The organism is Clostridium oceanicum (assembly GCF_039521385.1).
GTDB classification, from domain to species: domain Bacteria; phylum Bacillota; class Clostridia; order Clostridiales; family Clostridiaceae; genus Clostridium_F; species Clostridium_F oceanicum.
In genome coordinates this window covers 71132-97100 of the sequence record NZ_BAAACG010000016.1, presented here as the reverse complement: position 1 = coordinate 97100, position 25969 = coordinate 71132, and the positions used below count along the sequence as shown (strand labels likewise).

At 28.6% G+C, this 25969-nt stretch carries 27 protein-coding genes and 8 tRNA genes; 29 read left to right on the top strand and 6 right to left on the bottom strand.

Annotation, left to right across the window (positions count from 1 at the left end):
* Positions 1-81 precede the first annotated feature (81 nt).
* The 4 genes from ABDZ71_RS16100 (at position 82) to ABDZ71_RS16085 (ending at position 4187) form a co-directional block, all read left to right on the top strand.
* Positions 82-1455: an NAD(P)/FAD-dependent oxidoreductase gene (locus tag ABDZ71_RS16100; protein WP_343763202.1), complete on the top strand. Its 1374-nt coding sequence runs from the start codon at positions 82-84 to the stop codon at positions 1453-1455.
* Positions 1456-1694: 239 nt separating this feature from the next.
* Positions 1695-2981 (top strand): adenylosuccinate synthase, encoded by a 1287-nt coding sequence (locus tag ABDZ71_RS16095; protein ID WP_343763200.1) that lies wholly within the window; start codon positions 1695-1697, stop codon positions 2979-2981.
* Between the two features lie 121 nt (positions 2982-3102).
* Positions 3103-3288: a DUF1858 domain-containing protein gene (locus ABDZ71_RS16090; RefSeq protein WP_343763197.1), complete on the top strand. Its 186-nt coding sequence runs from the start codon at positions 3103-3105 to the stop codon at positions 3286-3288.
* Between the two features lie 146 nt (positions 3289-3434).
* Complete coding sequence (locus tag ABDZ71_RS16085) at positions 3435-4187, top strand: acyl-[acyl-carrier-protein] thioesterase (RefSeq protein ID WP_343763195.1); 753 nt, start codon at positions 3435-3437, stop codon at positions 4185-4187.
* Between the two features lie 63 nt (positions 4188-4250).
* Here ABDZ71_RS16085 and ABDZ71_RS16080 read toward each other — a convergent pair whose 3' ends face one another.
* Positions 4251-5483, bottom strand: coding sequence for a BaiN/RdsA family NAD(P)/FAD-dependent oxidoreductase (locus ABDZ71_RS16080; RefSeq protein WP_343763193.1), 1233 nt, complete (start codon positions 5481-5483; stop codon positions 4251-4253).
* A 144-nt stretch (positions 5484-5627) separates the two neighbouring features.
* On the opposite strand from ABDZ71_RS16080, the gene ABDZ71_RS16075 reads away from it, so the two are divergent.
* The 10 genes from ABDZ71_RS16075 (at position 5628) to ABDZ71_RS16030 (ending at position 7645) form a co-directional block, all read left to right on the top strand.
* Positions 5628-5996 carry a CoA-binding protein gene (locus ABDZ71_RS16075; RefSeq protein ID WP_343763191.1) on the top strand — a complete coding sequence of 123 codons (369 nt, stop codon included), beginning with the start codon at positions 5628-5630 and terminating at the stop codon, positions 5994-5996.
* A gap of 18 nt (positions 5997-6014) precedes the next feature.
* Positions 6015-6815, top strand: a complete 801-nt coding sequence (locus ABDZ71_RS16070) for a pyruvate, water dikinase regulatory protein (RefSeq protein WP_343763189.1) — start codon at positions 6015-6017, stop codon at positions 6813-6815.
* Positions 6816-6955: 140 nt separating this feature from the next.
* Positions 6956-7030: transfer RNA gene (locus ABDZ71_RS16065), tRNA-Glu, on the top strand.
* Between the two features lie 6 nt (positions 7031-7036).
* A tRNA-Val gene (locus ABDZ71_RS16060) sits at positions 7037-7112 on the top strand.
* A 6-nt stretch (positions 7113-7118) separates the two neighbouring features.
* Positions 7119-7196 (top strand) — tRNA-Asp (locus tag ABDZ71_RS16055).
* A gap of 6 nt (positions 7197-7202) precedes the next feature.
* Positions 7203-7278: transfer RNA gene (locus tag ABDZ71_RS16050), tRNA-Thr, on the top strand.
* A 23-nt stretch (positions 7279-7301) separates the two neighbouring features.
* Positions 7302-7376 (top strand) — tRNA-Glu (locus ABDZ71_RS16045).
* Positions 7377-7385: 9 nt separating this feature from the next.
* A tRNA-Val gene (locus ABDZ71_RS16040) sits at positions 7386-7461 on the top strand.
* Positions 7462-7468: 7 nt separating this feature from the next.
* Positions 7469-7546: transfer RNA gene (locus tag ABDZ71_RS16035), tRNA-Asp, on the top strand.
* Positions 7547-7570: 24 nt separating this feature from the next.
* Positions 7571-7645, top strand: a tRNA-Glu gene (locus ABDZ71_RS16030).
* A gap of 225 nt (positions 7646-7870) precedes the next feature.
* Here the strand turns inward: ABDZ71_RS16030 and ABDZ71_RS16025 are convergent.
* Both ABDZ71_RS16025 and ABDZ71_RS16020 read right to left on the bottom strand, forming a co-directional pair.
* Positions 7871-8842, bottom strand: a complete 972-nt coding sequence (locus ABDZ71_RS16025; RefSeq protein WP_343763187.1) for an ATP-binding protein — start codon at positions 8840-8842, stop codon at positions 7871-7873.
* A complete protein-coding gene (locus ABDZ71_RS16020) occupies positions 8842-9822 on the bottom strand; it encodes a DnaD domain-containing protein (RefSeq protein WP_343763186.1) in 981 nt (326 codons plus the stop codon). Before ABDZ71_RS16020 ends, ABDZ71_RS16025 begins: the two co-directional genes overlap by 1 nt.
* Before the next feature lie 181 nt (positions 9823-10003).
* On the opposite strand from ABDZ71_RS16020, the gene ABDZ71_RS16015 reads away from it, so the two are divergent.
* The 15 genes from ABDZ71_RS16015 to ABDZ71_RS15945 all read left to right on the top strand — a co-directional run bounded on the left by ABDZ71_RS16015 (position 10004) and on the right by ABDZ71_RS15945 (position 23078).
* Positions 10004-10939: a M23 family metallopeptidase gene (locus tag ABDZ71_RS16015; protein WP_343763183.1), complete on the top strand. Its 936-nt coding sequence runs from the start codon at positions 10004-10006 to the stop codon at positions 10937-10939.
* Positions 10940-11072: 133 nt separating this feature from the next.
* Positions 11073-12107: an NAD(P)H-dependent flavin oxidoreductase gene (locus ABDZ71_RS16010; RefSeq protein ID WP_343763181.1), complete on the top strand. Its 1035-nt coding sequence runs from the start codon at positions 11073-11075 to the stop codon at positions 12105-12107.
* Between the two features lie 23 nt (positions 12108-12130).
* Complete coding sequence (locus ABDZ71_RS16005) at positions 12131-12610, top strand: MarR family winged helix-turn-helix transcriptional regulator (protein ID WP_343763178.1); 480 nt, start codon at positions 12131-12133, stop codon at positions 12608-12610.
* Entirely contained in the window at positions 12603-13580 is a 978-nt protein-coding gene (locus ABDZ71_RS16000) for a beta-ketoacyl-ACP synthase III (protein ID WP_343763176.1), read from the top strand. The genes ABDZ71_RS16005 and ABDZ71_RS16000 overlap by 8 nt, the downstream gene beginning before the upstream one ends.
* A 41-nt stretch (positions 13581-13621) precedes the next feature.
* Positions 13622-13843 (top strand): acyl carrier protein, encoded by a 222-nt coding sequence (gene acpP / locus ABDZ71_RS15995; protein WP_343763175.1) that lies wholly within the window; start codon positions 13622-13624, stop codon positions 13841-13843.
* Between the two features lie 121 nt (positions 13844-13964).
* Entirely contained in the window at positions 13965-14891 is a 927-nt protein-coding gene (gene fabK / locus ABDZ71_RS15990) for an enoyl-[acyl-carrier-protein] reductase FabK (RefSeq protein WP_343763173.1), read from the top strand.
* Positions 14892-14908: 17 nt separating this feature from the next.
* Complete coding sequence (gene fabD / locus ABDZ71_RS15985) at positions 14909-15856, top strand: ACP S-malonyltransferase (RefSeq protein ID WP_343763171.1); 948 nt, start codon at positions 14909-14911, stop codon at positions 15854-15856.
* 26 nt (positions 15857-15882) lie between these two features.
* Positions 15883-16629 carry a 3-oxoacyl-[acyl-carrier-protein] reductase gene (gene fabG, locus ABDZ71_RS15980; protein WP_343763168.1) on the top strand — a complete coding sequence of 249 codons (747 nt, stop codon included), beginning with the start codon at positions 15883-15885 and terminating at the stop codon, positions 16627-16629.
* A gap of 17 nt (positions 16630-16646) precedes the next feature.
* Positions 16647-17885 (top strand): beta-ketoacyl-ACP synthase II, encoded by a 1239-nt coding sequence (fabF, locus tag ABDZ71_RS15975; RefSeq protein WP_343763166.1) that lies wholly within the window; start codon positions 16647-16649, stop codon positions 17883-17885.
* Position 17886: 1 nt separating this feature from the next.
* Positions 17887-18339, top strand: coding sequence for an acetyl-CoA carboxylase biotin carboxyl carrier protein (accB, locus tag ABDZ71_RS15970; protein WP_343763164.1), 453 nt, complete (start codon positions 17887-17889; stop codon positions 18337-18339).
* Between the two features lie 36 nt (positions 18340-18375).
* Positions 18376-18810 (top strand): 3-hydroxyacyl-ACP dehydratase FabZ, encoded by a 435-nt coding sequence (fabZ, locus tag ABDZ71_RS15965; protein WP_343763162.1) that lies wholly within the window; start codon positions 18376-18378, stop codon positions 18808-18810.
* Positions 18811-18897: 87 nt separating this feature from the next.
* Positions 18898-20247, top strand: a complete 1350-nt coding sequence (locus ABDZ71_RS15960; protein WP_343763159.1) for an acetyl-CoA carboxylase biotin carboxylase subunit — start codon at positions 18898-18900, stop codon at positions 20245-20247.
* Between the two features lie 16 nt (positions 20248-20263).
* A complete protein-coding gene (gene accD, locus ABDZ71_RS15955; protein ID WP_343763157.1) occupies positions 20264-21127 on the top strand; it encodes an acetyl-CoA carboxylase, carboxyltransferase subunit beta in 864 nt (287 codons plus the stop codon).
* Positions 21128-21178: 51 nt separating this feature from the next.
* Positions 21179-22030: an acetyl-CoA carboxylase carboxyltransferase subunit alpha gene (locus ABDZ71_RS15950; protein ID WP_343763156.1), complete on the top strand. Its 852-nt coding sequence runs from the start codon at positions 21179-21181 to the stop codon at positions 22028-22030.
* A 103-nt stretch (positions 22031-22133) separates the two neighbouring features.
* Positions 22134-23078 carry a phosphoglycerate dehydrogenase gene (locus ABDZ71_RS15945; RefSeq protein ID WP_343763154.1) on the top strand — a complete coding sequence of 315 codons (945 nt, stop codon included), beginning with the start codon at positions 22134-22136 and terminating at the stop codon, positions 23076-23078.
* Between the two features lie 181 nt (positions 23079-23259).
* On the opposite strand, the gene ABDZ71_RS15940 is transcribed toward ABDZ71_RS15945, so the two are convergent.
* The 3 genes from ABDZ71_RS15940 to ABDZ71_RS15930 all read right to left on the bottom strand — a co-directional run bounded on the left by ABDZ71_RS15940 (position 23260) and on the right by ABDZ71_RS15930 (position 25940).
* Positions 23260-24456 carry a S8 family serine peptidase gene (locus ABDZ71_RS15940; RefSeq protein ID WP_343763152.1) on the bottom strand — a complete coding sequence of 399 codons (1197 nt, stop codon included), beginning with the start codon at positions 24454-24456 and terminating at the stop codon, positions 23260-23262.
* A 78-nt stretch (positions 24457-24534) separates the two neighbouring features.
* Entirely contained in the window at positions 24535-25431 is an 897-nt protein-coding gene (locus tag ABDZ71_RS15935; protein ID WP_343763150.1) for a selenium metabolism-associated LysR family transcriptional regulator, read from the bottom strand.
* An 80-nt stretch (positions 25432-25511) separates the two neighbouring features.
* Positions 25512-25940, bottom strand: coding sequence for a DMT family transporter (locus ABDZ71_RS15930; RefSeq protein ID WP_343763148.1), 429 nt, complete (start codon positions 25938-25940; stop codon positions 25512-25514).
* Between the last annotated feature and the right edge of the window lie 29 nt (positions 25941-25969).

Here is a 25969-nt window from a genome sequence, read left to right as displayed (position 1 = left end):
CAATGAAAAATACAAACATTATAATCGTATATTGATTTAATGTTCGTAGTATGATATCCTGTTTTTAGGAGGTAATTAACTATGATTAATTATGATGTTGTTATAATTGGTGCAGGAGCAAGTGGAATATTTGCTGCTTATGAAATGACTAAAATGAATTCAACTATGAAAGTTTTAATAATAGAAAAAGGAAATAGCTTAGAAAAAAGAAAATGTCCTATAGATGGTAAAAAGATAAAAAACTGTATACATTGTAAAGTATGTAACATAATGAATGGATATGGTGGAGCAGGAAGCTTATCTGATGGTAAATATAACATAACTAATAATTTTGGCGGAGAATTATATAAATATGTTGGAAAAGAAGAAGCTTTAGATTTAATGAATTATGTAGATGAAATTTTATGTGAAATGGGCGGAAAAGACGCTAAATTATATTCTACAGCTAACTCAGATTTAAAAAGAAAAGCCCTTCAACATGATCTACATCTTTTAGACGCTAAAGTTAGGCATTTAGGAACTGATAGAAATCTTCACATATTAGGGAATATATATGATTATTTAAAAGATAAAATTGATATGAAGTTTAATTGTGAAGTAAAGGATATAGAAAAAGAAAATGATATTTTTAGTATAAGTACAGAAAAAGGAGATTTTAAAACTAAAAACTTAGTTTTAGCAACTGGTAGATCAGGATCTAAATGGATTTCTAGTGTATGTAGTAAGTTAGGTATAAAAACAGAAAGTAATAGAGTAGATATTGGTGTTAGAGTGGAACTTCCAGGATCTGTTTTTTCTCATATAACAGACGATGTTTATGAGAGTAAAATAGTATATAGAACTAAGAAATATGGAGATTTAGTAAGAACTTTTTGCATGAATCCTTATGGAGAAGTTGTAGCAGAAAATACTAACGGTATTGTAACTGTAAATGGACATAGTTATTCTAATCCAGAGCTTCATACAAAAAATACTAATTTTGCATTATTGGTATCAAATAGATTTACAGAACCTTTTAAAAATAGCAATGAGTATGGAGAATCTATAGCTAGATTAAGTAACATGCTAGGAGGAGGAGTTCTTGTACAAAGATTTGGTGATTTAGTAAAGGGAAGAAGAACTAATGATCATAGAATGTCAAAGAGTTTTACAAATCCAACATTAAAAGCTACTCCAGGAGATTTAAGTTTGGTAATTCCTAAAAGACAATTAGATGGAATTATAGAAATGATTTATGCATTAGATAAAATAGCTCCAGGAACAGCTAATGAAGATACTTTACTATACGGCGTAGAAGTTAAATTTTATAATTCTAAAGTAGAAGTAGATTCTAATTTAGAAACAAAACTTAAAGGATTATATGTTTTAGGTGATGGTTCAGGGGTAACCCATTCTTTATCACAAGCTTCTGCTAGTGGTGTATTTATAGGAAGAGCTTTAGCAAAAAAATTCTAGAAATATAAACATAATTGCAGTGCAAGTGCACTGCAATATTTTATTTAAAATGACTACGAACAATCATAAGTTTTGAAATTTTAGCATTCGTTTTTTAGTTGATATTTTATTTTTTATTTGCTAATATAATAGATGTGATTTGAAAAGCAAATTATTTACATAAGTAAGTTAACAAATTTATATATATATGAATTAATAAAAAATACATGATTTTCTTAAATGAAAGTGAGGAAAAGTATATGTCAGCGTATATTGTTTTAGGTGCTCAATGGGGCGATGAAGGAAAAGGAAAAATGACAGATTATCTAGCAGAAGATGCAGATGTTGTAGTAAGATTTCAAGGTGGAAATAATGCAGGTCATACAGTAGTTGTTGGAGAAAAAGAATACAAATTACATTTAATACCATCAGGAATACTTTATAATAATAAATTAAATGTTATAGGAAACGGAGTAGTTTTAGATCCAAAAGCTCTATTTGAAGAAATAGAATACTTAGAAGGACTAGGAGTAAGTATAACACCAGACAACTTAGTAATTAGTGATAGATGCCATATAATAATGCCATATCATAGAGTTTTAGATGGAATAAAAGAAAAAGTTAGAGGTAAAAAAGATATTGGAACTACTGGAAAAGGAATAGGTCCTTGTTATACAGATAAAATGGAAAGAAGCGGAATAAGAGCTTGTAACTTAATAAATAAAGAAGTTTTTAAAGAAAACTTAAAAGAAGCTTTAGAAGTTAAAAATCCAATAATAACAAAAGTTTTTGGTGGAGAAGCTTTAGATTTCGATAAAGTTTATGAAGAATATTGTGGTTATGCAGAAAGAATGAAACCATTTGTAAAAGATATATCTGTTATAGTAAACAAGAAAATAAAAGAAGGTAAAGAAGTATTATTTGAAGGAGCACAGGGAACACTACTTGATATAGATTATGGAACTTATCCATATGTAACATCTTCAAACACTATAGCAGGAGGAGTTTGCACAGGAGCAGGTGTAGGTCCTACAGCTATAACAAATGGAGTAGGTATAGCTAAAGCTTATACAACAAGAGTAGGAAAAGGTCCATTCCCAACAGAATTATTTGATGATATGGGAGATTGGATAAGAGAAAAAGGACATGAATTTGGAGTTACTACAGGTAGAGCAAGAAGATGTGGATGGCTTGATTTATGTATCTTAAAAACTTCTTCTAGAATATCAGGACTTACTAGTTTTGCAGTAACAAAAATAGATACTTTAGCAGGACTTGATAAGATAAAAATATGTGTAGGATATAAATTAAAAGGTGAAGTAATAGATTATGTACCAGCTAGTCTTGAAGATTTAGGTGAATGTGAACCTATATTTGAAGAATTTGATGGTTGGGACGAAAGCATTGCTGATGCTAGATCTTATGAAGAATTACCTGAAAATGCTAAAAAATACTTAAAGAAAATTGAAGAATTTACTGAAACAAAAGTATCAATAGCATCTGTAGGACCAAAAAGAAATCAAACTATAAAAATATCTGATATATAAAAAGTTATCCATTTAAAATAAGATAGACTGTTTTATAAAAAATACCTATAGTATCTTCAAATATAAGTAAGTTATTGTTATAATAATAATAATTAAATTAAAAAGAAGAGAGGTATACGTTATGAAAATAACTAAAGATATGACAATAGGCCAAATCGTAAGAGAACATGAAGGAGCTGCTGAAACACTTATGACTTTCGGCATGGGTTGTGTAGGATGCCCATCAGCTCAAGCAGAAACTTTAGAAGAAGCAGCTATGGTTCATGGAATGAACATAGATGATTTATTAGAAGCTTTAAATAAATAAAATAAAACCTCATGTGGAAACACATGAGGTTTTATTTTGTAAATATTTAGATAACATAGTATTATATTATTAAAAATATAAACAATATTTGGTATTATATATTTAAGTATATTATGAAAAAATTGTCAGAATGGAGATGAAACATAATGGAAGGTGTAATAACTAGTGAAAATTTTTATGTGGATTATCATGAAATTGACTATAAAAAAAGAGCATCAATAGCTACTATAATGAATTATTTTGAAGATATTTCTATATATCAATCAGAAAAATTAGGGGTTGGACTTAAGTATCTTAAAGATAATAACTTAGCTTGGGTGTTATATAAATGGAATATAAAAATAAATAAGTACCCTAAATTTGGACAAGACCTAGAAGTTAGAACTATACCTTTAGCATCAAGAAAGTTTTATGCATATAGAAGATTTGAGATAATAGATAAAGAAAAAAATGTTATAGTTACTGCTAATACTATATGGTTTTTATTAGATAGAGAAAAGAGAAAACCTATAAGAATATCAGATGATATGAAATCAGCTTATGGTCTTACTGATGTAAAAGAAGAACCTTTTAAATTGCCTAAAATAAGGGTTCCTAAAGAATATGATTATAAGAAAACTTTTAATATAAGATATAGTGATATAGATACAAATTTACATGTGAATAATGTAAAATATGTATCTTGGTTTATTGAAACTATACCTTTAGATATAGTATTAAACTATGATTTAGATAGATTAAGTATAACTTATGAAAAAGAATTAAAATATGGAAAGCATGTAGATATATATACTTCTATAAAAGATAAGGATGATAAAAGTATATTATTTACCCATAGTATAGAAAATCATGAAGGAAAAAGAGTTACTGCTGGTGAAACTCATTGGGTAAAAAAATAGATACATAAATTGAATAAAAGCTAACTATAAAATTAAATTTTAGTTAGCTCTTATTATATTAATTTATTTATCTTTTGAAGCATTAATTCCAGCAACATAACCTGAAGCCCAGGCCCATTGTAAGTTATATCCACCGCAATCTCCAAATACATCTAATATTTCTCCGCAAAGATATAAATTTTTATTTTTTTTAGATTCTAAAGTTTTTGAAGAAACTTCTTTTGTATTTATTCCTCCAGAAGTTACTTGAGAATTCCCAAAAGAGTTAGTTCCTATAACTTTAAATTTCCAATCCTTTAAATGGGACAAAATACTTTGTTTTTCATGCCAATCTAAATCATAACAAGGCTTATGAATATCAACTATACCACTATTTTTTAATAGTATAGGGATGATTTTTTTATTTATTATTCCTATAAAGGAATAATATACACTTCTATATGAAAATGTACCCCAATGATTTTCTAAAAATTCTTCTATTTCATCTTTAGACAAAGTAGGCATCATATCTACATGTATAAAGCATTCTTTTTGAGCTAAAGCAGCATCAGATGCTATACTACTTAATTGGAGTATTGGAGGACCGGATATTCCGTAGTTTGTAAAAAGTATTTCCCCAAACTCTTTTCTAATAAGTTTTTCATTTACATGAATTTCTATGTTGCCATCAAATTTTACGCCGGATAAAGCTTTAAGGCTTTTAAAATCTAATTTAAGCTGCACTAAGGCTGGCTTAGGTTTTATTATAGAATGGTTTAAAGATTTAGCTAAAGTGAAACCAGAGCCATCAGAGCCAGTTTTAGGGGAAGACATACCGCCACAGGCTATTATTAACTTTTTACATTCAAAAACATCTGTAGAAGTTTGAATTCTATATCCCTTTTTAGTTTTTTTAATATTTTTTACTTTATTATTTAAGTATAAAGGTAAGTCTCGCTCTTCTATAGCTATTCTTAATATATCAAGAACAGAAGAAGCTTGAAGAGACATAGGATACATCTTACCAGATTCTAATTCAACTAAAGGAAGACCAAGAAAATTAAAAAAGTTTTCAGTATCTTTTACAGTAAAAGAATTTAGAATATTATTAAAAAAATCCTTATTACTGCTGTGATATTTAGATGGAGATGTAAATTTATTAGTTATATTACAGCGGCCATTTCCAGTTGCTAATATTTTTTTACCTATTCTATCTGTACCTTCTATAATAGCTATATCTTTTCCCATATCTTTAGCTGTTATAGAAGCCATTATACCAGAAGCTCCACCGCCTATAGTTATAATTTCATGATACACTTTTAAATCTCTCCTTATTTTATGTAAAATTTAGTTTATTTTTAATAATTATAATTTACCAAATTTATATTCCTTATGAAAATAATAATTATGCTTATAATAAATATTATAATAGAAAAAAAGTATAAAAGGAGAGTTTTTTTTATGGAAGCAAATGAATTTTTAAATTATAAAAATTGGATAGTAGCAGGAAGTGTGTTAAATGAAACAAAATATGCATATAAAATATTGAATGCTTTAAAAGCTAAGGGGTATAATGTAATTGGAGTAAAACCTAAAAGTGAAGATCATAAAGTTTATAATAGTGTAAAAGATGTTCCACATAAAATAGATGTATTAGATTTATGTATAAATCCTGTTTTAGGGATATATGTAGTAAAAGAAGCAGTAGATTTAGGTATAGATAAAATACTTATACAACCAGGAGCAGAAAGTGATGAAATAATTAACTACTGTAAAGAAAAAAATATTTCTGCAATAAAAGGATGTGCTTTAGTAGAGCTTTCAAAATAAAATTAAGGGGGATTATTTATGTTTAAGATATATGCGGTATCAGATTCTATAGGAGAGACAGCAGAACAAGTAGCAAATGCCACAGCAATTCAATTTGATAATTATATTAAAGTCCAAAGAGTACCCTATATAAAGACTTTTGAAGATGTAAACAACTTTGTAAATAAAATAGATAATCCAAAAGAAGTTATGATAATATCTACCATAGTATTGGTAGATATAAGAGAATTTCTAGTACAAACATGTGTTGAAAAAGGTATTCATATATCAAATGTGTTAGGTCCTTGTATAAGTTTAGTTTCAAGATTATCAAATCAGGTTCCTGAATACAAACCAGGTGCAATTTGGAATATGGATAAAAAATATTATAAAAAAATAGAAGCAATGGAGTTTGCTATAAGATATGATGATAGTAAAGACCATTCAGGAATAAAGCATGCAGATGTAGTGCTATTAGGTCTATCTAGGACATCAAAGACTCCACTTAGTATGTATCTTGCCAATAAAGGTATAAAGGTTTTAAATGTACCTCTAATGCCAGAAATACCTGTTCCAGAAGAATTATTTGAAATGGACAGAAAAAGAATTATAGGACTTACTATAGATCCTGTAAGACTTATGGAAATAAGAGAAAACAGATTAGGAAACATAAAATTTTTAAAAGAGATACAATATGCTAATGCAGAAAGAATACTTAATGAATTAGAATATGCAGATAAGATAATGAGAAGACTAAAGTGTAAAGTGATAGATGTAACTAAAAGAGCTATAGAAGATACTGCTTTAATTATAATGGAGAATCTAAAAGACTTAGTTTAGTATATAAATTATAATTAAATTAGTACTTTATAGAGAAAAATAACAAAATATAAAAAAACTTTGAAAAAACTGTTGACACTTATAGAAATTTAATGTATTATATTTTATGTCGGGTCGGCAAGGCCCGAAGAAATGACTAAGGCCCCTTGGTCAAGCGGTTAAGACACCACCCTTTCACGGTGGTAACATGGGTTCGATTCCCGTAGGGGTCACCATTTTATGGGCGCATAGCTCAGCTGGGAGAGCATCTGCCTTACAAGCAGGGGGTCACAGGTTCGAGCCCTGTTGTGCCCACCATAAAATGGCCCAGTGGCTCAGTTTGGTTAGAGTGCCGGCCTGTCACGCCGGAGGTCGAGGGTTCGATCCCCTTCTGGGTCGCCATTTTAAGCTGGCATGGCTCAATTGGCAGAGCAGCTGACTTGTAATCAGCAGGTTGTAGGTTCAAGTCCTATTGCCAGCTCCATTATTTAAAATAAAATTTAATAAGGCCCCTTGGTCAAGCGGTTAAGACACCACCCTTTCACGGTGGTAACATGGGTTCGATTCCCGTAGGGGTCACCAAGGTTTTATGGGCGCATAGCTCAGCTGGGAGAGCATCTGCCTTACAAGCAGGGGGTCACAGGTTCGAGCCCTGTTGTGCCCACCATAAAACTGGCTCAGTAGCTCAGCTTGGTTAGAGTGCCGGCCTGTCACGCCGGAGGTCGAGGGTTCGATCCCCTTCTGAGTCGCCATTTTATTTTAAAAAAACTTAATAAGGCCCCTTGGTCAAGCGGTTAAGACACCACCCTTTCACGGTGGTAACATGGGTTCGATTCCCGTAGGGGTCACCAAATATTTTATTTGCAGTTACTTAGTAGTTGCAAATAAAATTTTTATGTAGACATAAATTAGGTTCAAGGACTATATGCTTTCAATAATATTAATAGTGATTGTATCTAGTCTTTATATATTATTATATTATACATATATAAAATAAGGTAGTTAGATAAGTTATCTAACTACCTTATTTTATTTTGTATAATTATAAAGTTTTTAATAAATTTCATTAACTTAATTTATTTTATATTATTTTGAATTCTTATATCATCACAATAAAATTTACAAAGAGTAAAACTACCAAATAATCTAGATGAAATTCTTTCAGAATAACTTTTAAGTATTTGTTCTATGCTGTAATTAGTAGAAATAATCATTTTTTTATTTAATAATAGTTTTTTATTTAGAAAGTTAAATAATTCTGTTTTAGAAAATTCATTTATTTGTTCTGTTCCTAAATCATCTATAATAAGAAGATCACAGGTAATAAGAGTTTCTTCTAACTGTTTATTATTATTAAATCTAACATCTCTAAGATTTTTAATAAGTTCATCAGATGTTCTGTAAACTACAAAAATACCTTTATCTAAAAGTTCTTTAGCTATACAGTGAGATAAAAAAGTTTTTCCAGTACCAGAATTACCTATAAAAAGAAGATTTTCATTAGATTTATTGAAATTTTCTACATAAGACCAGGCTTTAGATGCTATGTTTTCCATATTTTTTCTAGGACTATCTCTATGATAATCTACTTTTTGATTGCTAAAATATGAGAAATTAAAGTTATCAAAGTTATTAGTTTTAAGAGCAAATTTTAAATCTGAATTATTATAGTATAAGTCTATAAGTTTTCTCTTATAACAAGAACATTTTTTATTTCCTATAAATCCAGTATCTTTACATTTAGTGCATCTGTAATGAAGTTCTAAGCAGTCCATGCTGTAACCCCTACTTACTAATAGTTCAGACTTTTTTATTCTTAAATCTGTTATTTGCTTTTTTATAGATTTTAAGTATTCATCTAAATTATCATGATTCTTAATTATACCTAGGGACATTTCAACACTTAACTTAGCTATTTTTCTTTCTATATCAAAAACTTGTGGTAGTTTAATTTTTAGCTCTTTTCTTCGTTTTTTTAAGGATTTTTGTTCTTCGTCTCTTATTTTTTCGTATTGTTTAAGAATTTGAGATTGATATCCTTTAATCATTATTTATCCCATCCTAACAATTTCTTTTCTAATTCTTTAAAATCGTAATCTCTTTGATCAAAATTATTAAAATTATCAACTTTAGCTTGTTTATTATAATAATTTTTATTTTTAGAATAAGATTTTTTCTTATCTTTTACAGCTATTTTTTCTAAAGAGTTTAATCCATTTTTATACCAATTAGTTAAAATACCGTCTATGTATCTAAAATCACATTTGCTAATTCTTTGAAAACATATATCACAGCCTTTAAATATAACATTTAAAGGTAATTTATATACATTAATCCACTTAGTCAACATTTCTTCTTGGGGTTTCATAACTTCTCCATCTTTTATACCTAGATAGTTAAGTATTTTTTTGATTTTCACCCATTTGTCTTCGTGTCTTTTTATATAACTTTGGGCTGCATCGATAGTTTTTATTTCTTCATCAAACCATGATATAGCTATTTTCTCTATATATCTCCAGTCAGTTTTATTTTTAGATGCACAATATTGTATTAATAAAAGTATAAGTTCTGGTTGAAATTTATATTCCTTTATCCATTCAATATACATAGTCATTTCTTTTGAAGATAATGGCCTACTTAAAAGTTTTTCTATGTCTTGAAGCATGTCTTTTATGGAAGTATTATTTAACTCATCAAGAAGGTTTATTTTATCTGACTCGTGAGTTGGAGAATTTTCAAGATTTAAAAATTCTACACTAAAATTACCCATAGTATCGATGTTATGTATTTTTATAACTCCTTCATCATCCCAATAGTTCCAAGCATTCATAACATCTGTTTCTAGAAGATGAAGTGTACTTGCAAGAATTTCTGAAGTTACACCTATTTCTCCAGAGGTACAATATTTTAGCCCTAGAAGATACACTTTAACGAATTCTCCTCGGGCTTTGGGCATAAATTTATCTATAAAAATATTGCTTACTGGAGTGTATTTGAAATTATTATTTTTAAATACAAAAGTACTCAAGGCTTTACACCTACCTTTGATTATTATATGCATTACTATATTATAACAAAGTATTTTATTTACTACAATAAACTAATATTATACATTTTTTCTAATATAGTAATAAATTTAGATTTTTTGGGAAAGTTAATTTAATGTATGCTATCTAAATAATATTTTAATTTGAAGGGATGATATAAAAGTGAATCGGAGAAAAAGTAGCATAAAATTAATTATTTTAACATTAGTAGCATTTACATTTATAGTTACATCTATTAAATACTTTAACACTAAACCTAATGCTTATGAAGTATGTTTAAATGGAAAAAAAGTAGCTTATGTTAAAAATAAGGAGGATTTTAATAACATAAACAAACAAATTAAATCTAGTATAGAAAAAAGATTTAATGTAAAATTGAAAAATAATATTAATTTTAATGATATAAAAGCATCTAAAGATATATATACAAGCAAAAAAATTATTAAAGATTCTATAGTTAATAATAATAATATAAAAGTCAAAGGAATAGAATTAAAAATAAAAAATGAAAAAGTAGGTACTTTAGCAAACGAAAAAGAAGTTTTAGCTTTAAAAAATAAACTAAAAAATAATAAAAATTTAGCTGAAATAGAAAAAAAGTTAGATTCAAAAGAAGTATCAACTTATATTAAAAATGTAGATGGAATGAAAGAAGTATTTAATAATATAGAAAAATCTAAAACTACTAAAACGATAGTAAAAGAAAAAAGATTATCAAGAGGAGGATTTACTACTAAATTTTTAAGACCTTCTGTTGGAGTTATAAGTTCAGGTTTTGGTAGAAGATGGGGAAGAATGCATAACGGCATAGATATTGCATCCCCTAAAGGAACACCTATCTATGCTGCAGAAAATGGAAAAGTAATATATTCTGCTTGGGAAAAAGGTTATGGAAAAGTGATAAAGATACAACATAAAAATAGTGTAGAAACTATATATGGACACTGTAGTAAATTAATAAAAACTAAAGGACAGAATGTTAAGCGTGGAGAGAAAATAGCAGAAATAGGTAGCACCGGTAGAAGTACTGGCCCTCACGTTCATTTTGAAGTAAGAAAAAATAATAAGCCAGTAAATCCACTTATATATTTAAAGTAATTTAAATAAATGTTAATTAAATATTAAAACAATAAGGTTAAAAGTACATGGTGTTTGTTTGACAATCATGTACTTTTATTATATACTTTGGCTATCAAAATATTTGATTATCAAATAATAAGGAGAATTGATTATGGGATTAAATCCTTTAAAAATAGGAGATGTTACTGCGAAAGTTCCTATAATCCAAGGTGGTATGGGAATTGGAGTCTCAGGATATAAGTTAGCATCAGCAGTAGCAAAAGAAGGTGCTGTAGGTATAATTTCAGCTGCACAGATAGGATACAGAGAAGATGATTTTAAAACTAATCCTAAAGAAGCTAATATAAGAGCTTTAAAAAGCGAAATAAGAAAAGCAAAAAAAGATAGTCCCAAAGGAATAATTGGAATAAACATAATGGTAGCTATGAACAACTATGAAGAATTAGTTAAAGCAGCTTTAGAAGAAAACATAGATATTATAATTTCAGGAGCAGGACTTCCTATGAAATTACCTAAAATGATAAAAGGACATAATGTTAAAATAGCTCCAATAGTTTCATCTAGAAAAGCAGCTTTAATAATTTTAAAACATTGGAAGAAAAGATATGATAGACTTCCAGATTTTATAGTAGTTGAAGGACCTAAAGCTGGAGGACATCTAGGATTTAAAATGGATGAGGTTGCTACTCATTCTTTAGAATATATTGTTAAAGATGTATTAGAAGAAATAAAAAATTATGATAAAGAAATACCTGTTATAGCAGCAGGTGGAATATATACATCTGATGATATTAAAAAATTTATAAATATAGGAGCTTCAGGAGTTCAAATGGCTACGAGGTTTATAGCTACAAAAGAGTGTGATGCAGATATAAACTTTAAGAAAGCTTTTTTAAATTCAAAAGAAGAAGATATAATTTTAGTGAAAAGTCCTGTAGGATTGCCAGGAAGAGCTATAAAAAATAACTTTATAGAGACTATTCAAAAGAATAAAGTCACTCCTAAAATTTGTTACAATTGTTTGAGAAAATGTGATCCTAAGACAACCCCTTATTGTATTTCAGATGCTTTAATAGAAGCTGTAAAAGGAAATATAGATAAAGGACTTATATTTACAGGATCAAATGGTTATAAAATAGATAAGATAGTTACTGTAAAAGAACTTATAAAAGAATTAACTATATAAAACTATATAAAGTGGTGATTAAAGTGAGCAAATCCATATATATTTTAAATGAATTATTAGTAGTTACTTTTAATGATATTTTAACTATAGAACAACAAGCACTACAGCAAGGTATATTTAAGGATTTATCAGTTACTGAAATACATACAATAGAAGCTATAGGTATGTATACACCTAGAACTATGACTGAAGTATCAATGGATTTAGACATAACAATAGGAACCCTTAGTACTGCAATAAATCATTTAGTTAGAAAAGGATATGTAGAGAGACAAAAATGTTTAGAAGATAGACGTATTGTTCAAGTTAAATTAACTAAAAAAGGTAAACTTGCTTATAGAGTTCATGAAAAATTTCATTCTGATATGGTAAAAGCTACTATAGAAGGACTTACAGAAGAGGAAACAAAAGTCCTTATAAGGTCTTTGGATAAGTTAAATTCATTTTTTAAACAGAAATATCATTTAAAAAATGTAATGAAAAAGGAGAAAGATAATGATTAATATTAAAGTTACAGGTACAGGTAGTTACTTACCTAAAAATGTAATTACAAATGATGATTTATCTAAAGTAGTGGATACAAATGATGAATGGATAAAAACTAGAACTGGTATAAAAGAAAGAAGAATATCTCAAGGTGAAGATACTATAACTATGGCAACTAATGCAGCTAAAGAAGCTTTAAAAGATTCAAATTTAGATTCTAAAGATATAGATTTGATTATTGTAGCTACTTTAACTCCAGATAACTTTATGCCTTCAACAGCTTGTAGTGTTCAAAACAATATAGGGGCTTTAAATGCTATGTGTTTTGATATATCAGCAGCTTGTTCAGGATTTATTTATGGTTTAGAAGTTGCAAGTTCACTTTTAAAATCTAGTAATAGAAAAAGGGCACTAGTTATAGGTGCAGAAACTTTATCTAAGATTTTAAATTGGGAAGACAGAGGAACTTGTGTTTTATTTGGAGATGGAGCAGGAGCTTGTGTAATAGAAAAAGGTGATAAAGGTATAGAAGCTTTTCATACCCATTCTATTGGAGAAAAAGGTGATAACTTAACCTGTGGAGCCTATGATGTTCAAAATCCATATGTAAGTATAAAAAATGAAGTTAATGAAAAATATATAAAAATGAATGGAAGAGAAATATTTAAATTTGCAGTAAAATCTATATCTGATACAGTAGGTGAACTTATAAAGAAAACTTCTTGGGAGTTAGATGATGTAAAATATATAGTTCCCCATCAAGCTAATGTTAGAGTTATAGATTATACAGCTAAAAAATTAAATATTGATAATGATAAATTCTATACTAATTTAGATAAGTATGGTAATACTTCAGCAGCTAGTATAGCAATAGCTTTAGATGAAATGAACAAGAAGAAATTATTAAATAAAGGTGACAAGATAATTTTAGTTGGATTTGGAGGAGGCCTAACATATGGCGGGGCTGCTCTTTGTTGGAATGTTTAATATAAAATTAATATAAAAAATTACTTTAGGAGGAATATAACATGGTATTTGAAAAAATAAAAAATATTATAGTAGATCAATTAGGATTAGAAGAGGACGAAGTAAAGTTAGAAACATCTTTTGAAGATTTAGGAGTAGATTCTTTAGATTTATTCCAAATAATAATAGAAATAGAAGAAGAATTTGATATACAAGTAGAAGAAGCTGAAAAAATAACAACAGTAGCTGAAGCTGTAGAATACGTAAAAAGTAAAATAGCTTAATTAAAAAAAGAAAAGGGCCATCTAAAGCTAGATGAGCCCTAAACTTAAATTATAGAATGAATCAATTATAGCACGAATAAAGTAGTCATTAATATTTTTTATTATTCAAGGAGGAATAACAATGAGTAAGTCCATGTTTTGCGATATGGTTGATATAAAATATCCTATAATTCAAGGGGGAATGGCTTGGATTGCCGATAGTTCCCTAGCAGCAGCAGTATCTAATGCCGGTGGAATTGGTATAATAACAGGAAATGCACCAGTTGAATGGGTTAGAGAAGAAATAAGAAAAACAAAAAAAATGACAGATAAGCCTTTTGGCGTTAATATAATGCTTTTAAGTGATATGGCAGAAGAAATTGCTCAAATGGTATGCGACGAAGGAGTTAAAGTTGTTACTACTGGAGCAGGAAATCCAGGTAAGTACATAAAAAAATGGAAAGAGCATGGAATAGTAGTAATACCAGTAGTTCCTTCAGTAGCCCTTGCTAAAAGAATGGAAAGAGCAGGAGTAGATGCTGTTATAGCTGAAGGTTGTGAATCTGGAGGCCATGTTGGTGAACTTACTACAATGACTTTAATACCTCAAGTAGTAGATGCTATAAATATTCCAGTTATAGCTGCTGGAGGAATTGGTGACGGAAGAGGAATTGCAGCAGCATTTATGTTAGGAGCAGACGGAGTACAGCTTGGAACTAGATTTTTAGTTTCTGATGAATGTACTGTACATGATAGATATAAAGAAAAAGTTTTAAAGGCAAAAGATATAGACACACAAGTTACAGGTAGAGCAACAGGTCATCCTGTACGTGTTTTAAGAAATAAATTAGTTAGAAAATTTCAGCTTTTAGAAAAAGAAGGAGCAGCTCCAGAAGAATTTGAAAAACTAGGAAGAGGTGCTTTAAGCAAAGCTGCAAAAGATGGAGATATAGAAAATGGTTCTGTTATGGCTGGACAAATTGCAGGTCTTGTTAGCAAAAAGCAAAGCTGCTCAGAAATAATAGAAGAAATATTTGATGAAGCAAATTCACTTATGAATAATAAATAATTTAATGGAGGATATACATGGGAAAAATTGCTTTTGTTTTTTCAGGGCAGGGAGCTCAATATGAAGGTATGGGTAAAGAACTTAATACTATACCAGAATGTAGAGAAGTTTTTAAAGCAGCAGATAAAGCTTTAGGATTTTCTTTATCTCATATGTGTTTTGAAGGAAGTAAAGATGAATTAAATAAAACTGAAAACACTCAGCCAGCTGTTTTAACAGTAAGTATTGCTGCGATGAAAGCTTTAGAATCTTATGGTGTTAATCCAGATATTACTGCAGGATTAAGTCTTGGAGAGTATTCAGCTTTAGTGTGTAGTAAAGTTATTGATTTTAAAGAAGCAGTTTCACTTGTTAGAAAAAGAGGGACTTATATGGAAGAAGCTGTACCACAAGGTGAAGGTACAATGGCTGCAATAATAGGTCTTAAAAAAGATAAGATTAAAGAAGTTATTGAAGGTGCAAAACCTTTTGGTAAAGTAGAAGTTTCAAACATAAACTGTCCTGGACAAATAGTAATTGGCGGAGAAGTTAAGGCAGTAGAAAAAGCATGTGAAATTGCTAAAGAAAAAAGAGCTTTAAAATGTGTAATGCTAAAAGTTAGTGGACCTTTTCATACATCAATGCTTAAAAAAGCAGCAGATAAATTATATGATAACTTAAAAAATATAGAGATGAACAATATAGAAATACCTGTGGTAACTAATGTTACAGGAAATTTTATAGAAGATAAAGATAAAATAAAAGATACATTAAAAAAACAGGTTATGACTACTGTGTTATGGGAAGACTGTGTAAATACAATGCTAAATGACGGTGTTGATGTATTTATAGAATTAGGACCTTCAAAAGTACTTAGTTCATTTATAAAAAAAGTAAATAGAAAAGTTAAAATATTAAACGTTGAAGATCTAAAATCTTTAGATAAGACAGTAAATGAGTTGAAAAACTTAGGTTATATAAAATAATTTAGATAGGAGAGTTTTATATAGTTATGAAATGTTTAAAAGATAAAGTTGCTGTAGTTACAGGAGCAAGTAGAGGAATAGGAAAAGCTATAGCTATAGAATTAGCATCTATGGGAGCGGATTTAGTATTAAATTATAGAAGTAGCGTAGAATCAATAAAAGATGTAGCAAAAGAAATAGAAGATTTAGGATCAAAAGTTCATGTAGTTAGAGCTGATGTAAGTTTATTTGAAGATTCCGAAAAGATTATGAAAGAGGCTTTAGATAAGTTTGGAAAGATAGATATATTAGTAAATAATGCAGGAATAACTAAAGATGCTTTAATGCTTAGAATGAAAGAAGAAGATTTTGATAAAGTAATAAGCGTTAATTTAAAAGGTGTTTATAATTGCTTAAAACATATAACTCCTATTATGCTTAAACAAAGATCAGGAAAAATAATAAATATATCTTCAGTTGTAGGTATTTCAGGAAATGCTGGTCAATGTAATTATTCTGCAGCAAAAGCTGGAGTTATTGGAATGACAAAATCTTTAGCAAAAGAATTAGGTAGCAGAGGAATAACAGTTAACGCTGTAGCTCCAGGATATATAAAAACAGATATGACAGAGGTACTATCAGATAAAGTTAAGAAAAATATAGAAGGCATGATACCTTTAAAAAGAATAGGAAATCCTGAAGATATAGCTAATGTAGTAGGATTTTTATCAACAGAAAAATCTTCATATGTAACTGGTCAAGTTATTAGTGTAGACGGCGGAATGGCAATGTAGAAAAGGTGGTGTAATAGATGGAAAATAGAGTAGTAATTACAGGAATGGGAGCAGTAACTCCTATAGGAAATACTGCAAATGATTTTTGGGAAAATATAAAAGAAGAAAAAGTAGGTATAAATAATATAAAAGCATTTGATACAGAGGATTTTAAAGTTAAATTAGCAGCAGAAGTAAAAGATTTTAATCCAGAAGATTATATGGAAAGAAAGCAAGCTAGAAGAATGGATAGATTTTGTCAGTTTGCTATAGCTGCTTCAAAACAAGCTGTAGAAGATAGTAAATTAGATTTAGAGGTTATTGATAAAGACAGATTTGGAGTTATAGTAGGATCTGGAATAGGTGGAATAGGAACTATAGAAAAAGAAGAACAAAAACTTCAAAAGAGAGGACCTAATAGAGTTAATCCACTTTTTATTCCTATTATTATAAGTAATATGGCAGCAGGAAATATAGCTATAGAATTTGGAGCTAGAGCTGTATGTACAACAATAGTTACAGCTTGTGCAACTGGTACAAATTGTTTAGGAGAAGCTTTTAGAAACATAAAAAATGGATATGCAGATATAATGATAGCTGGAGGAACAGAAGCATCTATAACTCCTCTTTCAGTAGCAGGTTTTACATCTCTTACAGCATTATCTAAAAGCACTGATCCAAATAGAGCCTCTATTCCTTTTGATAAAGAAAGAAATGGATTTGTTATGGGAGAAGGTTCTGGAATTTTAATATTAGAATCTTTAGAACATGCTAAAAAAAGAGGGGCTAAGATATATGCAGAGGTTGTAGGTTATGGAGCTACTTGTGATGCCTATCATATGACTTCACCATCACCTGAAGGAGACGGTGCAGCAAAAGCTATGGACTTAGCAATAAAAGAAGCTGGAATTAAAAAAGAAGAAGTATCTTATATAAATGCTCATGGAACAAGTACTCCATATAATGATAAATTTGAAACTATAGCTATTAAAAAAGTGTTTAAAGAATATGCAGATAAAATCCCTGTAAGTTCTACAAAATCAATGACAGGTCATTTACTTGGAGCTGCAGGAGCTATAGAAGGAATAGTTTGTGCTAAAGCCTTAGAAGAAGGTTTTGTTCCAGCAACAGTAGGATATAAAGAAAAAGATGAAGAATGTGATTTAGATTATGTTACTTGTGGAGGAAGAAAAGAGAGTATTAACTATGCTATGTCTAATTCATTAGGCTTCGGCGGACATAACGCAGTAGTATTATTGAAAAGGTGGAGTGAGTAATATGGAGTTTAAAGCAATTGAAGGCATAATAAATGCAATGAGTAAATCAAATCTATCCTCTTTAGATATAGAAGCTGAAGGAATATCTATAAAAATGAAAAAAGAAAATAATGTTGTTTATAAAGAAGTTAAAAATTTAGAAGGAAATTCTATTGAAAACAACAATATATCTGAAATAAATAAAGTGGCATATAAAAAAGATAAAGAAGTTGATGAAAATCTTACATCTGTTAAGTCACCTATAGTTGGAACTTTTTATGAATCACCAGGAGCTGGAAAAGATCCTTATGTAAAAGTAGGAGATAAAGTAAAAAAAGGCGATGTACTTTGTATAGTAGAAGCTATGAAAGTTATGAATGAAATAGAAGCAGAAACAGATGGAGAAATAGCAGAAATATCAGTAAAAAATGAAGATATGGTAGAGTACGGACAAGAATTATTTAAAATAAGGTAAATATAAATTTCTGTTTTATAAAAAAGGAGAATTTTTATGGAAAATAAGATACTTGATATAAATGATATACAAAAGATAATACCTCATAGATATCCATTTCTATTAGTTGATAAAATAACTCATCTTGAAGAAGGTAAGAAAGCTATAGGCTATAAAAATGTAACTATGAATGAATACTTTTTCCAAGGTCATTTTCCACAAGAACCGGTTATGCCAGGAGTTTTAATAATTGAAGCTTTAGCTCAAGTAGGAGCAGTTTCTATACTTAGTAAGGATGATTTTAAAGGTAAGATTGCTTATTTTGGTGGAATAAATAAAGCTAAATTTAGAAAAAAAGTTGTACCTGGTGATGTATTAAAATTAGAAGTTGAACTTGTGAAAATAAAAGGACCTGCAGGAATAGGAAAAGCTGTAGCTACAGTTGATGGAAAAGTAGCAGCTCAAGCAGAATTACTATTTATGATAGGATAAGGCAGTTTTAATTAAATAATTAGTTTAAGTTATTCTTTTTATTTATTTTAATATGCCTAAAATATTTAAAGAATGGGGAAGATGCAGGTGTTTACAAAAATACTAATAGCCAATAGAGGAGAAATTGCAGTTAGAATAATAAGAGCATGTAGAGAAATGGGAATAGAAACAGTAGCTGTTTATTCAGAAGCTGATAAAGATGCACTGCATGTTCAAATGGCAGATGAAGCTGTATGTATAGGGGGAAAATCTCCTAAAGATAGTTATCTTAATATGTACAATATAATAAGTGCTACAGTTTTAACGGGAGCACAAGCTATACATCCTGGATTTGGCTTTTTATCAGAAAACAGTAAGTTTGCTAACATGTGCAAAGAATGCAATATAGTCTTTATAGGTCCAGATGGAAGTATAATAGATAAAATGGGAAATAAATCTAATGCTAGACAAATCATGACAGATGCAGAAGTTCCTGTTATACCAGGTTCAGCTGGAGTTGTAGAAGATGAAGAAAAAGCATTAGAATTAGGAGAAAAAATGGGTTACCCTGTAATGGTAAAAGCTTCTGCCGGTGGTGGTGGTAGAGGAATTAGAATAGTTAATTCTAAAGATGAAATGAAATCAGCTTTTAATATGGCTAAAGCTGAAGCAGAAACTGCCTTTGGAGATGGCAGTATGTATGTGGAAAAATTTATAAAGAAGCCAAGACATATAGAATTTCAAATACTTGGAGATAACTATGGAAATATAGTTCATCTAGGGGAAAGAGATTGTTCTCTTCAAAGAAGAAACCAAAAGGTTTTAGAAGAATCACCATCTCCTAAAATGAATGAAAAACTTAGAGAAAAAATGGGTGAAGCTGCAATAAAAGCAGCAAAAGCAGTAGGATATAAAAATGCAGGAACTATTGAGTTTTTGTTAGATTCTGATAATAAATTTTATTTTATGGAAATGAACACAAGAATACAAGTAGAACACCCAATAACAGAAATGGTAACAGGAATAGATTTAATTAAATATCAAATTAAAATTGCCTATGGTGAAAAACTAGACCTTAAACAAGAAGATATAAATCTTAAAGGTCATGCTATAGAATGCAGAATAAATGCAGAAGATGTTAAAAATGGTTTTAGACCTTGTCCTGGAACAATAAATGATTTATATGTACCAGGAGGATTAGGGGTTAGATTAGATAGTTCTGTATATACAGGTTATGCTATACCACCATATTATGATTCTATGATAGGAAAGCTTATATGTTATGGTAATGACAGAAAAGAAGCTATTCAAATTATGAAAAGAGCATTAGGAGAATTTATAATAGAAGGCCTACCTACAAATATAGATTTTCAATTTGAGCTATTAAATGATGCTAATTTTGCATCAGGAAATTATGATACAAAATATATTGAAAAATTACTAACTGACAACAAGTAAAGTCAGGAGGGAGTATATGTTGAAGGGATTATTTAAAAAAACTAAGTATATAACAGTTAACCCTGATAGTTTAAATAATCATAAATTAGATAAGAAACCAGTTATTCCAGATGGAATGTGGGTTAAGTGTCCTAAATGTGGAAAAATAGTTTATAAAGATGATATGGATAAGAATTATAAGATATGTAATTTTTGTAATCATCACTTTAGACTTACATTTAAAGAAAGAATAAAGTATTTAGCGGATAAAGATTCATTTATTGAATGGGATAAAGATATTAAAACTATAAACCCATTAGAATTTCCAGGATATTATGAAAAAATTACTAATATAAAAACTAAAAAACAAATGAATGAAGCAGTTATTACAGGAAAATGTAGTATAGCAGGAGAAGAGTGCGTAATATGTGTAATGGATAGTTCTTTCATGATGGGAAGTATGGGTTCTGTAGTAGGAGAAAAAGTAACTAGAGCTATAGAAAATGCTATAAAATTAAGATTACCAGTAGTTATATTTACAGTATCTGGAGGAGCCAGAATGCAAGAAGGAATGTATTCTTTAATGCAGATGGCTAAAGTTAGTGCAGCCTTAGGAAGACTTGATAAAGAAGGGTTATTATATATATGCGTATTAACAGATCCAACTACTGGAGGAGTTACTGCAAGTTTTGCAATGCTTGGAGATATAATACTTGCAGAACCTAAAGCTTTAATAGGATTTGCTGGTAAAAGGGTTATTGAGCAGACTATAAACCAAAAATTGCCAGAAGATTTTCAAACATCAGAATTTTTATTAGAGCATGGATTTATAGATAAAATTGTTCCGAGATATGACCTTAGAAAAGTACTATCAAAACTTATTTATATGCATAAAGTTTAGAAAATAAATTAAGTAATATTAAAAGTACTTGATTTAGATTGGAGATATGCTATGAATGATTCAAACAATAAAGGTAATTTCATGAAAAATATAAAAGGGTTTAAAAGTAAATCAGCCTGGGAAAAGGTTAGCCTTGCAAGATTAAAAGAAAGACCTACTGCTTTAGAATATATAGATTTAATATTTGACAACTTCATTGAATTACATGGAGATAGGAATTATGGAGATGATTCTTCTATAGTATGTGGGTTAGCAATGCTAAATGACAAACCGGTAACTATAGTAGCTGAGCAAAAAGGTAGAAATACTAAAGAAAATATAAAAAGAAATTTTGGAATGCCAAAACCAGAAGGATATAGAAAAGCTCTTAGAATAATGAAGCAGGCAGAAAAATTTAAAAGACCAATAATATGCTTTATAGATACTCCAGGAGCTTTCTGTGGAATAGATGCAGAAGAAAGAGGACAAGGAGAAGCAATTGCAAGAAATCTTCTAGAGATGTCTAGACTTAAAACTACTACTATAAGTGTAGTTATAGGTGAAGGGGGAAGTGGAGGTGCATTAGCTTTATCTGTTACAGATAAAATATATATGCTTGAAAACTCTATATATTCAATACTTTCTCCAGAAGGCTTTGCAAGTATACTATGGAAAGATGCTAGTAAAGCAAAAGAAGCTTCAGAAGTTATGAAGCTTACAGCAGAAGATTTAAAAGAATTTAATATAATAGATAAAGTTATAAAAGAACCTACAGGTGGAGCACATAAAAATATAGAATTAATGTCAAAAACTATGAAAGATATATTTATAAGCGAGCTACAAGAACTAAAAAAATATGATATGGGAGTACTTCTAGAAAAGAGATATGAAAAATTTAGAGGTATAGGAGAATTTTTGGAGTAAATAAATTTACTCCTATTTTTATTTTATAATTTCATTGAATTTTCAGTATATTGATGATAAAATCAAAAAACATATTATTTTTTAGAAAGAGGAGAGAGATTTAATGATAGAGGCACTATTTACATATGATTATGGAAAAGACAAAATGAAAAGTATAGAAAAGCTTGGATATAATGTTACTATAGTTGATGAGAAAAACATGAAATATACTGAAAATATGAAAGATACAGAAATATTAGTATGTTATGACCCCTTTAAAACTTTAGACATCGCTCCTATGGAAAAATTAAAGTGGATACAACTATCTAGCATAGGAATAGATCAATTGCCTTTAAATGAGGTTAGAAAGAGTAATATCAAAATTACTAATAATAAAGGTGGATATTCTATACCAATAGGTGAGTGGATAGTTCTTAAAGCATTAGAACTTTTAAAAAATTCTAAGTCTTTATATGAAAAACAAAATAATAAGAAATGGAAAATGGATACTAGTATATTAGAGTTATATGATAAAACTATAGGATTTATGGGAACTGGAAGTATAGCTAAAGAAGCTGCTAAAAGACTTAAAAGTTTTGGAGTTAATATATTAGGATCTAATACCAATGGAAGAGAAGTAGAATATTTTGATAGATGTTATTCTAAAGATAATATAAAAGAAATGCTATCTTTAAGTGATATAGTTGTTGTAACTATACCTTATACTAAAGATAACTATCATTTTATAAATAAAAATATATTTGATTCAATGAAAGAGGGTTGCTTTTTTATAAATATAGCAAGAGGTAATATAGTAGATGAAAAAGAACTTATTAATAATTTAAAAGCCGGTAAAATAAAAGCTGCTGCTTTAGATGTTTTTGAAGAAGAACCATTAAAAGAAGATAATAAACTATGGGATTTAGATAATGTTATAATAACTCCTCATAATTCTTGGATATCAGAAAAAAGAAATGATAGAAGATTTCAATGTATATACAATAATATGAAAAACTATGTAGAAGAAAAAGAATTAATAAACGTTGTAGATATTAATAAAGGATATTAAATAATAAATACCTATAAATAAAAAAACTAAAAGCTATTAATGTTTTAAATACTAAATATTAATAGCTTTGTTTTTAGTTAGGAAATTATAAATTTTTTAATAAATTTATTAGGTTAAAAAGTAAATAGATTCAATAAATAGTTTTTATAATTATATATGACTTTATATTTTAATGTATTAATTATTGGAGAAGTTTATTTATATCTATAACTCCTAATCCTTGAATCCATTTGGACATTTCTAGAAAATCACAAGAAACTTTCATAAGAGAAAGTGTATCTTCATAGGTTAAATCAATATTATTTTCAAATAGTAATGCGCATAGTCCACTTATATAGGCTGCAGAACAAGATGTACCAGAGTACACCGTATAAGGTTCTTCTAAAGATCTAGGATATATTTTTCTTCCTGCTCTTTCTGATATATAGTTCTTATTTGTGTTTAATGAATATAAATTGCAAGCTGCAGCACATAAATTAGGTTTGTCTAATTTTGAAAATGGACCTGAAGATGAAAGAGGGTATGGTTTTTCTTTAATACCAGTTGTATCTATTCCACCTACAGTTATACAATCTTTTAAAATAGCGATACCTGATATAGAGCTCTCTTTGTTACCGTTATGACCAGAAGGAACTACTACTATTATATTATTTTTTCTTGCCATAGAAAAAAGATTTGAGAATAATTTAAGTATGTTATAATCATTTGAAGTAATTTCAAAAGGTAGACAAATAACTTTTATATTAAATTCATCTTTATTATTTATTAAATTTTCTATTGCAAATAATATATCAGATACATAACCTTTTCCTGCAGAATTAAAAGCTTTAATCATGCATATATGAGAGTCTGGGGCAACACCTTTACAGGTACCTTTAGATAAAGTTCCGTTACCACCTATCATTCCAGATATAAAAGTACCATGTCCGTTATCATCATATGGATATTTGTAATCATTTATTAAATCTAAAAAGTATTTTATTCTTTTTCTAGGACTTAATAAATCAGCATGAGGATATACTCCGCTATCTACTAGTCCTATCCCAATATTTTTACCTGTTAATCTATATTTTTCTGAAAGTACTACTTTGTTAGAAGGTAATACGCTATTTCCACATAGGTTTGCATAAATATCTGATGTTATATAAGAAACTTGAGGAAGTTCTGCTAACCTATTTATAGCTCTACTATTAACATAAGCACAAACACAATTACATGTAGAAATAGAGTGTATTATTTCTCCTTTATATATTTTGATTTTTTTCTCTACATCTTTTTGAAGAGACTTATAAATAACTAAAACCCTATAGTTTCTATAAAAATTATTTTTTATAGATATCTTTAAATTATTGTCTAATTTATTTTTTAAGGGAAACATAAAACACTCCTTAATATTATTTTCATTATATATTATAATGCTAAAATTTATTAAGTGTTCCTTTATGTAATTATTATATTAATTATGTATATTGAAATATTCTAAACAAAAATCAAAAAATGCTTTAGCAGTAGGAGTTAATGTTCTTCTTGAGCATAATGATAAATAAAGATTTCTTTGTAAATTTAAATCCGTTATGTTAGATTTTTTTATATGATTTGAACCTAAGTATTCATCACAAACCTTTTCAGAAACTATGGATATACCTACATTAGATTTCACAAACTGAAATATTGTATCTAAGTTATTTACTTCGCAACAGACATTAAGGGATGTTGGATCAATTCCTTGTTTTTTTAGACTGGTTTCAAAAGTCTTTCTAGTTGCAGAAGTTTTTTTTCTAAGAATAAATTTATGTTTAGACAGTTCTGAACTTGTAATTTCACTAGGCAAATTTAAGCTTGGGTTTGATATAAGTACTAAGTTATCTTCTATAAGTTTATAATTTTTTATTTTATCTAAATTAATTAATCTACCTATTATTCCTATTTCACAATTAAAATTTAAAAGATTATCTACTACTTCACCAGAACTTTGTTCTAGTATGTTAAATGATACATCAGGATATTTTTTTTCAAATTCTTTTATTAATTTTGGAACAATTGTATTACAAGGAGTACTACTTGCAGTTAAAGTTAGTTTACCAGATATAGTATTATTAAAATTAGAAAGACAGCAAACTGCGTTATCTCTAGCGTTTAAAATATCTAAAGCGTATTTTAAAAAGGAACTTCCTGCGGGTGTTAATAATACTTCCTTTGATGTTCTATCAAACAGTTGAATGGAAAGTTCTTTTTCTAAGCTGGATATATGAGAACTTATAGCTGGTTGTGATAAAAATACAGAATTAGCAGCTTTAGAAAAACTCTTGTATTTAGCAACACTTATAAAAGCCTCTATTTGTTTAAAATCCATTTAGTTACCTCCTAAATTGCTATAATATGTTTATAAATATATTATAGCAATTTATAAATTTAAAGTAAAAGCAATAATCATTATCTTATCTTAAATATAATTATTCCTACAATCATGATTATAATGCCAGCTATTTTCGTAAAACCGAATTTTATAGGTTCACAGTTAAAAAGTCCTAAACAATCAACTAAGCCAGCAGAAGAAAGTTGTGATATTAGTATTATTCCAATAGCGCAGGTAGCGCCTAAAGATTTAATTCCTCTCATAACTGTGTATATAATTATAGCTCCTAAAACTCCACCTAATAAATACATTTTGTTAGCAGATTTAATATTTTTTATATTACCAGAGCCTATAGTGAAAACTGCTATTAAAGTTAATATAAAGCCTATGCCTTGAACCAAGCAATTTGTTTCCCAAAGGCCTATTTTATCACTTAATCTTGTATTAAAAACTCCCTGTAGGGTCATAGAAATTCCTGCAATTATAGAGTAAATTATTCCTAACATAAATAAAAAAACCTCCTTGTATAGCTATT